Origin of the sequence: Lentzea sp. NPDC102401, assembly GCF_044765805.1 — a bacterium.
Lineage (GTDB): Bacteria > Actinomycetota > Actinomycetes > Mycobacteriales > Pseudonocardiaceae > Lentzea > Lentzea sokolovensis.
Window position 1 is genome coordinate 1 of record NZ_JBIWKS010000021.1, and the last position, 13,174, is coordinate 13,174.

A 13,174-nucleotide genomic window follows, 5' to 3' on the forward strand; every position below is an offset into this window, starting at 1 on the left:
CACCCGGTCCCATTCCGAACCCGGTAGTTAAGCCCTTCTGCGCCGATGGTACTGCACTGGTTACGGTGTGGGAGAGTAGGTCGCCGCCGAACTTAATTTGCCCTGCGGGTCGAGCGCCATTGAGCGCTCCCCGCAGGGCCTTTTTTTTTGCGTTCTTTTCCATGCGTTCGTGCAAGTGGTGCCGTGTTCATTGAGCGGCTGTCCGGGTGATGACGCCCCGGCGAGCGGGTGACACGAGTCAAGCCCGGCTTCCCGATCCCTACCGTGATCGTCATGAACGAGCAGTGGGCAGGGGAGGCACCTTTGCGGTGGCGAGCGCGCAGGAGGCGGGGCAGGCACGCCCGCGAGCCCGCGCCGTCCTCGCAGTCGGTCCTGCCCGCGGTGCTCGGCGTCGTGCTGCTGGTGTGCCTGATCCTCCTCCTGCTCACGTACCTCTAGCGGGACTGCAGCGCGTCGAGCGCCACGGCCTGGGCGATGACCAGCCGGCGATCGACGCCAGGATCCTGGACGGTGACCAGGTAGTGGTCACGAACCCAGGTCTTCTTGTCGACGCTGAACACGGGAGCGCCGTTCTCCGCGACGAAGTCGAAGTGATAGCGCATGGGGAACGGCGCGTCTCCGATGTACGGGATCCACCCCCACAGCCGGCGAAAGCCCGCGAGCCACTTGTTCCGCTCGGCACCGGTCGTTTGTCCCCAGCCCGGCTGTTCCAGGTGCCAGGTCGACCGCAGCAGCGACTTGGTGAAGTCCTTGCGGAACAACCCGATCGACCTGCCCTGCTCGTCGGTCACGTCGTAGCCGCTGCCCAGATCGATCGCCTTGCGGGCGTTGAACTCGAACAGCACCTGGTTCTTCGACGAGTCGGTGTAGATCGTGACGCGTTCCTTGATCTTGAGCCTCTTCTGCTCGGCGAAGCCAACCAGCTGACCCGGTTGACCGTTGTCGTCGATGAAGACCTCGTACCGGTTGACCATGAACGTGACCTTCTGGTGCACGTGTAAGACGTGCACGTTCTGCAGACTCACAACTCCCCCTTCTCGACAGGCACGGGGGTCAGGCTCCCGGTCGGGAACCGTCGCTCGTTGCGCTCGATCTTGGCGAACGAGGCCTCGATCAGATCGACGCCGAGCTTGTCCGCGAGCCTGGTGAGGTAGTGCATCACGTCCGCGAGCTCGTCTCGCACGTTCCACGCGAGTTCTGGGTCTTTCATGGCGTCCTCCGCCTCTTCCGGCGTCAGCCACTGGAAGAGGTCGGTCAGCTCACCGACCTCCCCGGACAACGCCATCACCAGGTTCTTGGGCGTGTGGTAGCTGTCCCAGTCGCGGGCAGCGGCGAACGCGCGCAAGGCGTCCCTCAGGTCCACGAGATCACGCTGACTCATAACCCACTAACTATCATGTGGACGAACGAGCAAGGATGGCGGCTTGTGAGGCATGGATCGTCCGCGTCAACGTTGATTAGCTCTAGTCATGTCAACATCGAGCGCAATCAACACCTCGTCCATCCTCGTGCTCGGCGCCACCGGCAAGACCGGCCGCCGCGTCACCGCTCTGCTCGGCCCCGCAGCCCGTCCGGCGTCACGCTCCGCGTCGACGACGTTCGACTGGTCAGCCCCGGACACCTGGGAACCAGCGGTCGCCGGCACCACCGCCGTCTACGTCGTGCCGCCGGACAACCCCTCGCAGCTCGCGGAGTTCGTGACCGTCGCGGTGAAGGCCGGCGTCACCCGGCTCGTGCTGCTGTCGATGCGCGGCGCACCCGAGGACGACCCGTTCGAGGCGGCGATCAAAGACTCAGGTGCCGAGTGGACGATCCTGCGGCCCACCTGGTTCATGCAGAACTTCGACGAGGACATGTTCGCCGAGCCCGTGCAGCACGGTGAACTCGCCGTTCCCGCCGGCCAGGGCGTCCACCCGTTCATCGACGTCGCGGACATCGCCGAGGTCGCCGTCGTCGCCCTGACCGAACCCGGTCACCACGGGCAGACCTACGACCTGAGCGGGCCCGAGGCGTTGTCGTTCGCCGAGATGCTGGCGCGGATCGTCGCGGTGACGGGCAAGCCCGTTCTGTACAACGACATCGAGCCGGACGAGTTCGCCGCCGCGTTGCGGGGGCTCGGCTACCCGGACGAGATCGCGGACCTCGTCACGATGCTGCTCGTCCGCATCCGCACGGGAGAAGAAGCGCACTTCTCCGACGGTGTGCAGCGGGTCCTCGGCCGTGCGCCGCGGACGTTCGCCGACTACCTGGGCAGCAGCAAGTTCGCCTGAAGACCGCGCGTGCCCTCGTTGGTGATGACGGCTTCGCAGAGCGCGCGCCCCGTGCGGGCGCGCCACTCCTGCGCCATGTCGCAGTAGCGAAGTCCCATCGCATACGTGAGTTGGCCGATGCTCTCGCCTTCGAGCAGCACCTCAAGTGTGTGTTCACCGGTGTGCGAGCCTCTAGCGATCCGGCAGTCGCGGAGTTCGGCGATCACGTGCACGGGAGTGCGGCCGTTCACGACACGGTGCAGCACGTGCTGATGGGCCCTCTCGCCCATGACGGCGACCTGTTGTTCAGCGGGCAGCGTCGGAGCCGTGCCGAGTGCCTCGTGGTCGAGCAGCAGTAGCCGCGGCACGCCGAGATGCAGGTGCACGCCGTAGGGCTGGCTGTCACCGATGATGCGGGCCGGGCACGAGCCGATCTCGCCGCGCTCGGCCAGTTCGAGCAGAAGTGGCTGGTATTCGAGGGCCTGCTCACTGCGCAGATAACCGGCGGTGGTCGCGGTGCCGTCGCCGCGCAGCAGGTCGACCCGCACCGCCGCGCGGTCGTACCGGCTGGCGGACTCCGGCACCAGCACCGCGGTCGCCGGGACGGAGTTGTCGTCGTTGAGATCGAGTGCGGAGTGCCTCGCGATCTCAGCGATGGCGTCCTGGTGGTGCGCCTCGCCGACGATGGCCACCCGTCCGGCCGTGGACAGGCGACGGAGGCGTGAGCGGGTGCGCGATGGTGCGATCTGCTCGGCCGAGCTGTGCTTGGTGCCGATGAACATCAACGCGAACAGCGCGAGTCCGAGGATGAAGCCCAGTGGGCCGAAAGCAACGGTCAGAACCAGCGCGAGCACGGCAACGGCTATCAGGACTGCGGCAGGCGAAGGTTCTGTGCGTTGCTGCATCGTCATGGGGCATCCTCACGACTCGGCTTCCCGTCACTCTCAGTGTCGGGGATGCCAGACGATGCGTTTCACAGTTCGCTCATTTGGCCTAGTACGACGAACTGGGAACTCCAGCCCGTGACCAGAATCGATCAGTGGACCAGCGTGAGGCGCGCGCGTCCCCGCGGCCCCGGTTCTCCGCCACCCGGCAATGCGGTCAGCACGAGCCCGAACACCAGCCCGTTGAGTTCTTCGAGGCCCAGATTCAGTTCCTTGGCCACGTGCAACGGCGGCGTGCCGTTCTCGCGGAGGACCCTGAACACCTTGGTGAGCAGTTTCGAGGTCTCGCGGCGCGTCATGCCGCCCTGGACCAGGCTGTGGACGTTCGCCCATTTCGTGAACTGGTCCCTGCCCACGTGCCAGTGCCGGTGGTCGGTGCCGGGCAGTTGCCGCTGGGGCATCAGGAACTCGGCGGCGAACTCGTGCGGCTCGTCGTGCCCGAGGAGCACGGCGAGCTGGACGGCCGCGTCGAACCGCGCCTGCTCCGGCGTCGCCGTCGGCGTGAGGAACAGGAACGGAGTTCCGTTGTGCCAGCAGGAGAAGGCTTCCTGCTCGACGCAGTCGACCGGCAGCGAGAACACCCGCACACCGCGAGACTCCAGCAGCTGAACCATGTTCGGCGCCGGCCCGGCGGCGAGCCGCCACGCGTCGCGCGTGCCCTGGGGCGACGTCCGCGGCGGCGGCAGTGAGGGCTGGGGAAGCACGAACAACCGCTCCAGCCAGCCGTTGAACTCGATCGCGAGCTGCGCTGCGGCCGTTGCCTGGGCGTCATGCGGCGCGTTCTGCGGCCGCGGAGGCTCCGGCGCGGTCAGGAACTCGGCCGGAAAACCGAGCGCTCCCGCCAGCGACTCGACCGCGGCAGGCTTGGGACTGCGCAGCCCGCGCTCGTACTCGCCGATGGCCCGCGCCTGCACGCCCGACTTCCGCGCCAGCTCGGCCGCGGTGAGTCCGCGCCGGGTGCGGGCGAGCGTGAGTCGCGAGGGCGTGAACATGATCCGGCCATTGTCGCTCTTGGACCGTCGCGATGCCACGCGGGTCCTGGTGCACCGGTCAGATCAGCGCTCCGCGACCGTTCTACCTGGTCACGGGCTCGTCGCGCTGGTGGTCGACGTGTATCAGCCGGGCGAAGTCCTCTGGCAGCGCGTGGGCCGGGGTTCGGAGGCCTCGCCACCGTCGAGCTTCCCGCCGTGGCTCAGCGCCGCAGCGCGATGGGGAAGTCCACCTCCTCCGGGCCATCCACATTGGGCGTCCTGCGCTGCGGGAACTCCATCGGCGGCAACGGGATCCGATGCGCCCAGCGCTCGATGACCTGGTTCTGCGGCGTCGGCTCCGGCTGCGACACCTCGCGCAACACGACGAGCCGATCCTCCAGCTGCAGCGGATACGTCACCAGGAACCACAACTTCAGCCCCTCGCTGCGCATGTTCTCGAACAGCGCGAACTGGTCGTGGTCGTTGTCCCGCATCATCGCCGCGATGGCGGGCCCCTTCGCGTAGTCACTGCGCAACGGCGCGTCCGGCGATCCCGTGCCGCGATTGCCCTGCAGCGTGCCGAGCAGGATCGGCCGGGACGGGTGCTGGATGAGGCCCGCGTTCCAGTGGTCGAGCCGCTGCCACCCCTCGGCCGCGAGGAGTTGGCGCAGCGTGCCCACCCGGTGGATCCAGTCGAGCAGGCCCGGCGCGTTGGTCGGCCCGAACGGCGGCGAGGCGGCGCGCGCGTCGATACCCGCGGCGATCGCGCGGTCCAGAATCGCGAGGCGCAGGCCCAGGTCGGCGAGCTTCTCGCCGGTGGTGGGGGTGAGCTTGCGGAAGGCGGCGTTGGTCATGGGCCGACGGTAGCGACGGGGTCTGACATTTCCGGGAAACCGCTGGTCATGTACCGCTATGTCGGCGCGGGTCCTGCTCCGCCCGCCACGTCCGAGGCCACGTCGAAGGTCATGCGCCGCACTCGCCGCGTCGGCACCGCGCCGGAACTGGCGGTCAGGCGGGCGCTGCACCGCCGGGGGCTGCGCTACCTCGTCGACGTCGCCCCGCCGGGCACCAACCGCCGCAGACGTGTCGACGTGCTGCTGCGAGGGGCGCGGATCGCGTTGTTCGTCGACGGATGCTTCTGGCACTCGTGCCCGGAGCACGGTCAACTGCCGAAGGCGAACCGCGAATGGTGGCGGTGAAGCTGCACGGAGTGGTCGTTCGCGACCGGGACACCGATGTGCAGCTCACGTCCGCGGGCTGGCTCGTCGTCCGCGTGTGGGAGCACGAGGACGCGGAAGCCGTCGCCGACCGGATCATCGCGCTCGTGTCCGCGAGTCCCGCCAAGACATGAAAGTGCGGTGCCCCGGGCGATGTCGCCCAGAGCACCGCACCCGCGGCCTTCTCCTGGTCAGGCCGCCACCGGCATGAGCTGGTGCAGCACGTCCCGCTCACCCAGCCGTTCCTGGGCCCACTCGACGACCGAGGCCTCCTGCGCGAACAGCACGATCTGCCGGTCCGCGGACAGCTGCAGCAGCAGGTCGAGCAATGCGCGTGTGCGGGAGTCGTCGGCTTGCACGGTGACGTCGTCCAGCAGTAGCGGGCACGGCTCGGAGGCGAGGTGTTGGGCCAGAGCGACGCGCAGCAGCAGGTAGATCTGTTCGGCTGTGCCGAGGGACAGGTGTGCGGCCTGGTGCCACGACTCGGAGGCCGCGCACACGCGCACGGTCAGGGTTGACGGGTCCACGGCGGCGTCGACGTACCGGCCGTCGGTGATCGCGGGCAGCCAGGTCCGGAGTGTGTCTTCGAGGGCCGGGGCGATGGTGCTGTGCACCTTCTCGCGGGCCGCGGTCAGGTAGCGGGAGGCCAGGTCGATGGCCTCCACCTCGGCGGTCACCTCGGCCAGTGCGGCCGTGGCGACCTGCACGGCTTCCTCGGCTTCCGGGACGCTCGGCAGTGAGCGGGCCATCTCCGCGACGGTCGCGGCCAGCGAGTCCGCGGACGCGGCCAGGGACGGGTCCACCGGGGCGCAGGCCGCGTAGCGGAGGGCCGCTTCCAGCAGGGTGGCGTGGTGGGTCTGGGCCGCGGAGAGGGTGGCTTCCAGGTCGTCCTGGGTGCCCGAGGCCAGCAGTGACTGGAGTTCGGCCCACGCCTTGCGTTCGTCCTCGGCCTCGCGCAGGAGGTCGTCCCAGCCGCGTTGCCACTCGGCGATCGCGCGCAGGAGGTCCTCGGGGCGTTCGCCGGTGCGGCCGATCGCGGTCACGGCCTCGCGCAGCAGGACCAGGGCTCGGGTGTGGGCCGCGGTCGCTTCGGCGACGGTGGCCTCGGCCTGGCGGCGGTCTGCCAGGGTCTGGGACAACTGGGGGCGATGCGCCGCCATCAACGCCTGGCGGGCGCGCACCTTGCAGTCGGTCTCGTAGTCCACCAGCAGGTCCGGCACGGGCATCGCGGCGTCCACCTTGCCGCGTGCGGCGAGTTCCACGCGGATCGCCTTCTCGGTGCGGGCCACCTCGGACACCAGGTCGGCGTGCTCGGCCTCCCAGGCGGGGCGATTCGCCAGGCGCCACAACGTTTCGCGGTCCGCGGGCACGCCCAGCGACGCGCACTGGGCGACGGCCGAGTCGTGGACGCGGGCGGCTTCCACGGCCACCGCTCGCTGGCCCTCGGCCTCGGCCAGGGTGCGGTCCGCGGTGAACAGCACGCTTCGTGCCTGGGCGGCGGCGGTCGCGCGGTCGGCGGCGAAGGCGATGGCGATCTCGCGCTGGGCCGCGTTGCCGCGGGACATCGCACCGCCGACGCCCGCCACGAGCGCGGCGATGAGGACGCCGATCGAGGCGAGTTGCTGGCCGGTCAGGAAGAGCAGCACGCCCACCAGGCTCGTGAGGCAGCTCAGGGCCAGCAAAGCGCTGCGCAGGAACGGGTTCGGCACCGCGATCTCCTGCACGCGGGTCGCCGCCACGTCCGCTTCGACCTGGGTGCGGGCCGCGCAGGCGGCGGCCTCGTCCTGGTGACCGCGGGCGGTGTCGACGTCGATCGACGCGGTGGTGAGGCGGGCGCCGGCGGCCGGGTCCAGACGCGTGGCCAGGCCGCGCAGCACGGACGGTTCGGCGGTGGTCCGCGGTGACGGCCGGCGTTCGTTGTGCGCGGCGGCGACGGCGGACGCGGTCGCGTAGGCCGAGGCCACGACGCGAAGTTCGTCGTCCAGCGCGGTCTCGCCGACCGGGAAGTCCGGCAGGGCCCGGAGTTCGGCCTCCAGCGCCGCCGCGGACGGGCCCGTCAGCGCGCGCGGGGTCGGTGCGGCCCGCCACGCGGCCAGCGCGCGGTTCACCACCTGGGTCAGCTCTTCCTGCGCGGCCAGTCCGGACGGCGGCGAGTCGCCGAAGCGCTCCTGCAGTTCGCTGAGCCGCGCCACCCGAGCGGAAAGCGCGTCGAGCGACGCCGTGTGTTCCTGCACGGCCAGGCGAGCACGAGCCGCGGCGGCGGAACGGGCCTGAGTGCTCAGTTCCAGATAACGGGCGTGCTCCCGGCGAGCCATGGAGAGGTCGGTTTCGGCTTCACGCAAGTGGTTTCGCGCGTCCCGCAACGCGTCCACGGGGGCGGTCAGCCGTTGCAACGCCTGCTCCACCGTGCCGTCAGTGCCCGCGGTGGCCGCCGCGCGCCGCAGGTGGTCCTGCAGGCCGTTCGCCGCGTCCAGCACGGTCAGCAGCTGTGCCTGGTCCACGCACGCGGTGGCGGCGAACGACGTGCGGTCCAGGCCGAGCCGGAGCGAGACGTCCGGGGCCGCGTCGTCGTTCAGATCACGGTCCACCGCGACGACTTCACCGGACTCCAGCGACACCATGGCCGCCACCCGCCAGGACTCGCCGGTCCACGGACGGTGCCGCGACAACGGTTCACCGCACAAAGCCGCGCGGATGGCGGCGTGCCAGGACGACTTCGCGGACTCGTTCACGCCCGACACCACGGTCAGACCGGGCGCCAACGGCAGCGTGCGATCGTGCAGCGGCCCGAACGCGTGCGCGGTGACGGACTCGATCCTCAACGTTCCTCCAACGCCCGCAGGCCGGTCGACAGCACGCGGCCGCGCAGGGCCACGTCCAAAGAGGGATCCGCGAGCACGTCGCGCACGAACTGGCCGCGCACGGTCCGTTCCGCGGCGACGGTGTCGAAGTCCAGCAACGGGAACGTCCGCTCGGCGTCCAGCCAGCCGAGCGACCGCGACGCCGACACGTCGAACACCTCGCGCGACACCGAACCGTCCTCGCGCACCGTGCACAGAACGGCCCCGCGCTCGCCGGTCTCACCCGGCGTCAGCGGATCCGGATTGCCCGGGAACGTGTAGTCGGCGGCGTGCTCCGGTGTGTGCACGTGTCCGAGGAACGCGTGGTCCAGCCCGGTGATCGCGACGTCGCCGGGCGTGGAACCGTGGCACAGGGCCAGGTTCACGCCACTGCGGTTCACCGCGAAGCCGTCGAGGACGTCCCGCGCGGGGCCGGGTCCGACGTGCGCGGAGCCCCACAGCGTGACGCCGTCGGTGAGTTCCACCGGAGTCAGCGACTCCGACGAGAACACGTGCACGTTCGGCGTCCAGTCCACCTGCTGGTAGACCGACTGCGGCCCGTACCAGTCGTCGTTGCCCGGCGCCAGGAACACCGGCAGCGAGCAGTCGAACGCCGACCGCAGGAACGCGGCGGTGGAAGGGGAACAGCGATCGTGTTCGTACAGGTCGCCGGCGCAGAGCATCGCGTCGGCGCCGGTTTCCCGGGCGAGGTCCACGATGTGACCCAGGGTGTCGCGCAGGGCTTGACGCCGCTCCGGGCCCGCGCTGGGAAAGCGCGTGTCCAGGTGCAGGTCCGCGAACAGCAGCAGTTTCACCGGTGCCTTCAGGTGAGTTCGATGGTGCCGGACAGGGTCAGGTGCAGGCCGAGCGCCTCGCTCACGGCCGCGGTGTCGGCGTGCCAGCCGACCAGTTCCGCGACGGTGGGGGTGAGTTCGTAGCCGTGGTGCCGGATCGTGCGGCTCAGCGCGTGCCACAGCTGTGAAGCGTCGTACGCCACGTCGGGGTCTGCGTGGAACGGAAGGCTGACCAGCAGCGCGTGCACCGGCTGATCGGTGTTCTCGGCGCCGCAAGCGCGCGCCACCGACCGTTCCACGGCCGTGCGCAACAGTTCTGCGCAGCAACGGATCCGCACGCCGTCGAGCTGATCCGGGCGTGCCAGCAGGTTCGCGACGCAGGTCAGCCGGTCCTGCACGTCCGAGGGAAGGTTCATCGCTGCAACCACCCCGCGAGCAGTTCCGTGTCGCGGATCAGCACGTCCAGATCCCCGCTCTCCCCACCCACGCGGCACGCCTGCAACAGGTCGACCGCCCATGATCCGACGACGTCCTCCAGATGTGGCAACAGCTTCCCCGGCTCCGCGAAGTCGTCGAGCACGGCCAGCGCGAGCTTCTGCCTGGTCGTCAACGCGCACTCCAGCACGCGTTCGACCTCGGCGTGCGGCATCCCGCGCCCGAGCCGTTCGCGCCGGAACCGCGCGTGCGACGCCTCTTCCAGGGCCGTCCGGCAGCACGACGCCACCAGTTCCGCCCGCAGCGTCTCCGGCAGGTCCTCGTCGGTGCGCATCGCACGGGCGTCGTTCAGGCACCGGCCGACGGCGTCGTCGGACATCCGCACCTGCACGACGGATCCCTCGCTTCGGCAGACCTCCCAGACAGTGCCGCTCAGCCGCAACCGCCGCAGCGCCTCCACCAGTCGTTCGTCGTGCGTGAAGACCACGACCTGGCGGGTGAGCCCGACGTCCGCGAGCACCTGCGCCAGACCGTCTACTTTGGACGCGTCCATCGCCTGCACGGGGTCGTCGATCAGCACGAACCGGAACGGGCTCTCGTCCACCATCGCGCGCGGCAGGAACAGCGCCAGCCCCAGCGAGTGCAGCTCTCCCTGGCTCATCACCGCCAGCGCCGAGTTGGAGGCGCCGTCGACCGACACGTCCAGCTCGACGTTGCGGGCGCCGCCCATGCGCACCGCGCCCAGGTCGACGTTGCTCTGCTGGCGCAACCTCTGCCAGATCCGCTGTGACTCCTTGGCGAACGGCGCGATGCGCTCGGACCGCAGGGTGGCCGCGGTCTTGCGGATCCAGTTCTCCGCCTCCGTCACGTCGGCGAGCCCCTCGGAGTCCTCCAACGCCTGCTGCGCCTGGGAATGCCACTCGAACAACGCGATCGCCATCGGCCGCCACACCAGGTCGCGCCGGTCGATCTGCTCGCGGGCCACGGACTTCAGCTGTTCCACGGCCAGCACGAGCTCCGCGTAGCGGTCGAACATCTCCTGGCGCAGCCGCACCGGGTCGTCGAACGAGACGCAGGCCTCCCACGCGTGCCACGCCTGCAGCACCGCCGTCGTGTCGAGCATGTCCTGGGCTTCGACCAGCACGTCCGGCGCCGGTTGGCACAACGCGCGGGTCGCCGCGACCGCCACGTCCAGCCGGTCCGCGGCCTCGTGCAGGTCCGCGGCGGCCTTGGCGAGGTGCTCGGCGCGTTGCTTGGCCTTGCCGAGCCACAGGTTGTCGAGCCGGCCGAGGTCGCACACCGGGCACGACTCGGTGCCGCCGGACTCCTGCAGCTGGATCGCGAGCCGCAGTATCTCGCTGCAGCGCAACGAGTCCTGCGCGTTGGCCGTCGCCACCGCGGTCACCGCGCCGAGCGCCAGGTCGAGCGTCTCACGGACCCGGTCGATCTCGTCGTCGGGCGGCAGCGTGATGTCCACGATCTGGTGCAGCAGGCTGGTTCCGCTGCCGACGTCGGCCCTGAGCGCGAGGTCCGCGATCGCGTCGAGGTCGGGGGAGTCGCTGCCGAGCAGTTCGGCGGCACGGCGGGCGCGTTCGTCCGCAGAGGCCGCGAGTGCGGCGCGCACCCGTTCCCGCCGGTCGTAGGGGCGGGCGACGATCTCAGCGAGGCGCTTGCGGTGCTCGGCGAGCGACTGCTGCGCCTCGGTGATCGCCTCCAGACCCAGAAGGCGGTGCATCGCCTCGTAGAGGTCCTCTGGCTGTGCGTCGAGAACGGTCCCCAGTTCGCTGTACGGCAGAAACGGCCGGTAGGTCTCCAGTGCGTCGTGCCACCTGCGGTCGTCGAACGGCTCGCCGTCCTGCGTCCACTCGCCCTGTGCCGGGTCCTCCTCCGGCGCCCAGCGTCTTCGGATCGTCGTCCTGCCCGGTCGCGCGGCCTGGACGAGGTCCAGCTCGACGGCGGTGTCGGGCCGGTGCAGGTTGCGCCAGCCCTGCAGCCACACGTCGTGCCGCGCACGGGTCCAGCGGGCGTTGTAGCCGGTCAGTGCCAGTTCCGCGGCCTCGGCGAAGCTCGACTTGCCGGATCCGTTGCGGCCGGTGACGACGGTCAGGCCAGGACCCGGTGCGAGCGGCAGGCGTGCCTGGGGGCCGATGCCCCGGAAACCGCGCACCCGGATCTCCGACAGGTAGATCCCGTGACCGGGGCCGTCCGTCTGCTCCCGCGGGGCGCCCTCCTGATCGGGCACGCCGGCGAGGGCGCGGTCCAGCGCACCATCGCCCCGGCACGCCGCCAGCACCAGTTCTGCCGCTCGTGGGGTGAGATCGTCCTTGGCCAGTCTCCCGGCCATCAGTTCGAGTAACCCGGCTTCACCCGCCACGGTCACATTTCCTCCAGCTGCCACCACTCGATAGGGCGGCAACTTAGGCACGAAAGTGGAGCTACTGACGAGTACTCACACGATCGAGTGGTGTTACATAGGGTGACTAAAGTACGTCGGTGTCGTTATGGCCCCCACACCTGCAGGCCCCTGATCACGAAGTACGCGTCCGGCACGTAGGTGCCGTGCTTCGGGTAGGTGGTGAACTCGGCCTCGGTCGAGCAGTTCTCCCGCTGGTACACGCTCGCGTCCCTGCTCAGGCGGTTCGCGAACGACCGGCCCACGACGGTCAGCGTGATGCACTCGTTGGGGTTCGCGGTTTCCAGGTCGAGGCGCTGCACGGCCCCTGTGTAGTCCGGCCCCGCCCACACGCAGAACTCGCCCTTGTCGCAGGTCTTGTCACTCTGCGCAACAGCGATCCCACTGGAGGCAACCGCGCCCGCAGTGATCGCCAGGGCGGCGATGAGGCTCTTCGACGACATGGGCGCACCTCCGTTGCGAACGAGTGTGCGTCCGTTCGGATCAATCGGCTAGACGATCTTGGACCAGCCCCTGCAGCGTCATCGCGTCGCGCGGGGCGTAGGCCTTCGCGTCGTTGTCGAAGTAGACGAACACGTCGCCCTGCTTCTGCCACGCCTCGACCTTCTCGGCCCACGCCTCCAGACCCTCGTCGGTGTAGCCGCTGACGTAGAGCTCGTCGTGGCCGTGCAGCCGGACGTAGACGAAGTCGCTCGTCACCTCCTCGATGTACGGGTACTTGCCGGCGGCGTCCGCGACCACCAGCGCGATGTCGTGGCGCCGGAGCAGGTCGACGAACTCCTGTGTCCGGTAGCTGTCGTGGCGGACTTCGAGGGCGTGGCGCATCGGCCGTTCGGCGTCCGTGGTGGTGTGCGCCGGGTCTACGCGGTGGTCGTGCCGTTTCGCGATCTCGGCGGCCTCGGTGGTGGTGCGGGGGAGAGCCTCGAAGAAGGCGGTGAGCAGGTCCGCGTCGAACTGGAGCGTCGGAGGGAGCTGCCAGAGGATCGGGCCGAGTTTCGGGCCCAGCGCGAGCACTCCGGACGCCAGGTAGTTCGCGAGGAGTTCGTGGCCGTCCTTGAGGCGCTTCATGTGCGTGATGAAACGGCTGCCCTTGACCGAGAACACGAAGTCGTCGGGCGTTTCGGCGGCCCACTTCCGGTAGCTCGACGGGCGTTGCAGCGAGTAGAAGGAGCCGTTGATCTCGACCGAGCCGAGCTGCTCGCTCAGGTAGGCCAGCTCGCGCTTCTGCGTGACGCCCTTGGGGTAGAACACGCCGCGCCAGGGCGGGTACACCCATCCCGAAGTGCCGATCCTGACCTCGCCCATGTGGTT

The 13,174-nt window shown here is 69.7% G+C and carries 15 protein-coding genes and 1 rRNA gene; 5 read left to right on the forward strand and 11 right to left on the reverse strand.

Translation table 11 applies throughout. The annotated features are described in order from the left end of the window. Both rrf and ACIRG5_RS44655 read left to right on the forward strand, forming a co-directional pair. Window positions 1-92: ribosomal RNA gene (rrf, locus tag ACIRG5_RS44650) — 5S ribosomal RNA — on the forward strand; the annotation flags it as partial. Between the two features lie 181 nt (window positions 93-273). After that, window positions 274-438, forward strand: a complete 165-nt coding sequence (locus ACIRG5_RS44655) for a hypothetical protein (protein WP_177230081.1) — start codon at window positions 274-276, stop codon at window positions 436-438. On the opposite strand, the gene ACIRG5_RS44660 is transcribed toward ACIRG5_RS44655, so the two are convergent. Beyond that, on the reverse strand, window positions 435-1,010 hold the full coding sequence (locus ACIRG5_RS44660) for a hypothetical protein (RefSeq protein WP_402916896.1): 576 nt from the start codon (window positions 1,008-1,010) through the stop codon (window positions 435-437). The genes ACIRG5_RS44655 and ACIRG5_RS44660 overlap by 4 nt on opposite strands. An 11-nt stretch (window positions 1,011-1,021) precedes the next feature. Continuing rightward, window positions 1,022-1,381, reverse strand: a complete 360-nt coding sequence (locus tag ACIRG5_RS44665; RefSeq protein WP_319981637.1) for a nucleotide pyrophosphohydrolase — start codon at window positions 1,379-1,381, stop codon at window positions 1,022-1,024. 88 nt (window positions 1,382-1,469) lie between these two features. Between ACIRG5_RS44665 and ACIRG5_RS44670 the strand changes: the two genes are divergently transcribed. Further along, a complete protein-coding gene (locus tag ACIRG5_RS44670; protein ID WP_402916898.1) occupies window positions 1,470-2,270 on the forward strand; it encodes an NAD(P)H-binding protein in 801 nt (266 codons plus the stop codon). Here the strand turns inward: ACIRG5_RS44670 and ACIRG5_RS44675 are convergent. From ACIRG5_RS44675 to ACIRG5_RS44685, 3 genes are all read right to left on the reverse strand, one after another. Then, window positions 2,243-3,160: a hypothetical protein gene (locus ACIRG5_RS44675; protein ID WP_402916900.1), complete on the reverse strand. Its 918-nt coding sequence runs from the start codon at window positions 3,158-3,160 to the stop codon at window positions 2,243-2,245. The two genes, ACIRG5_RS44670 and ACIRG5_RS44675, sit on opposite strands and share 28 nt — an antisense overlap. 125 nt (window positions 3,161-3,285) lie before the next feature. Beyond that, window positions 3,286-4,185, reverse strand: a complete 900-nt coding sequence (locus ACIRG5_RS44680) for a helix-turn-helix domain-containing protein (protein ID WP_402916902.1) — start codon at window positions 4,183-4,185, stop codon at window positions 3,286-3,288. 200 nt (window positions 4,186-4,385) lie between these two features. Next, window positions 4,386-5,018, reverse strand: coding sequence for a hypothetical protein (locus ACIRG5_RS44685; protein WP_402916904.1), 633 nt, complete (start codon window positions 5,016-5,018; stop codon window positions 4,386-4,388). A 48-nt stretch (window positions 5,019-5,066) separates the two neighbouring features. On the opposite strand from ACIRG5_RS44685, the gene ACIRG5_RS44690 reads away from it, so the two are divergent. Together ACIRG5_RS44690 and ACIRG5_RS44695 are read left to right on the forward strand one after the other, a co-directional pair. Beyond that, window positions 5,067-5,363 (forward strand): hypothetical protein, encoded by a 297-nt coding sequence (locus ACIRG5_RS44690; RefSeq protein WP_402916906.1) that lies wholly within the window; start codon window positions 5,067-5,069, stop codon window positions 5,361-5,363. Beyond that, on the forward strand, window positions 5,360-5,515 hold the full coding sequence (locus ACIRG5_RS44695; RefSeq protein WP_402916908.1) for a hypothetical protein: 156 nt from the start codon (window positions 5,360-5,362) through the stop codon (window positions 5,513-5,515). Before ACIRG5_RS44690 ends, ACIRG5_RS44695 begins: the two co-directional genes overlap by 4 nt. A 57-nt stretch (window positions 5,516-5,572) precedes the next feature. Here ACIRG5_RS44695 and ACIRG5_RS44700 read toward each other — a convergent pair whose 3' ends face one another. From ACIRG5_RS44700 to ACIRG5_RS44725, 6 genes are all read right to left on the reverse strand, one after another. Next, complete coding sequence (locus tag ACIRG5_RS44700; RefSeq protein ID WP_402916910.1) at window positions 5,573-8,203, reverse strand: AAA family ATPase; 2,631 nt, start codon at window positions 8,201-8,203, stop codon at window positions 5,573-5,575. After that, window positions 8,200-9,036 (reverse strand): exonuclease SbcCD subunit D, encoded by an 837-nt coding sequence (locus ACIRG5_RS44705; RefSeq protein WP_402916912.1) that lies wholly within the window; start codon window positions 9,034-9,036, stop codon window positions 8,200-8,202. Before ACIRG5_RS44705 ends, ACIRG5_RS44700 begins: the two co-directional genes overlap by 4 nt. 8 nt (window positions 9,037-9,044) lie before the next feature. Beyond that, window positions 9,045-9,431: a hypothetical protein gene (locus ACIRG5_RS44710; protein ID WP_402916914.1), complete on the reverse strand. Its 387-nt coding sequence runs from the start codon at window positions 9,429-9,431 to the stop codon at window positions 9,045-9,047. Further along, the gene (locus ACIRG5_RS44715; RefSeq protein WP_402916916.1) at window positions 9,428-11,794 is read right to left on the reverse strand and encodes an AAA family ATPase; all 2,367 of its coding nucleotides are present in this window, start codon (window positions 11,792-11,794) and stop codon (window positions 9,428-9,430) included. Before ACIRG5_RS44715 ends, ACIRG5_RS44710 begins: the two co-directional genes overlap by 4 nt. Window positions 11,795-11,949: 155 nt before the next feature. Beyond that, the gene (locus tag ACIRG5_RS44720) at window positions 11,950-12,306 is read right to left on the reverse strand and encodes a peptidase inhibitor family I36 protein (protein ID WP_402916918.1); all 357 of its coding nucleotides are present in this window, start codon (window positions 12,304-12,306) and stop codon (window positions 11,950-11,952) included. 40 nt (window positions 12,307-12,346) lie between these two features. Then, window positions 12,347-13,168, reverse strand: a complete 822-nt coding sequence (locus ACIRG5_RS44725; RefSeq protein WP_402916920.1) for a DUF72 domain-containing protein — start codon at window positions 13,166-13,168, stop codon at window positions 12,347-12,349. Window positions 13,169-13,174 lie beyond the last annotated feature (6 nt).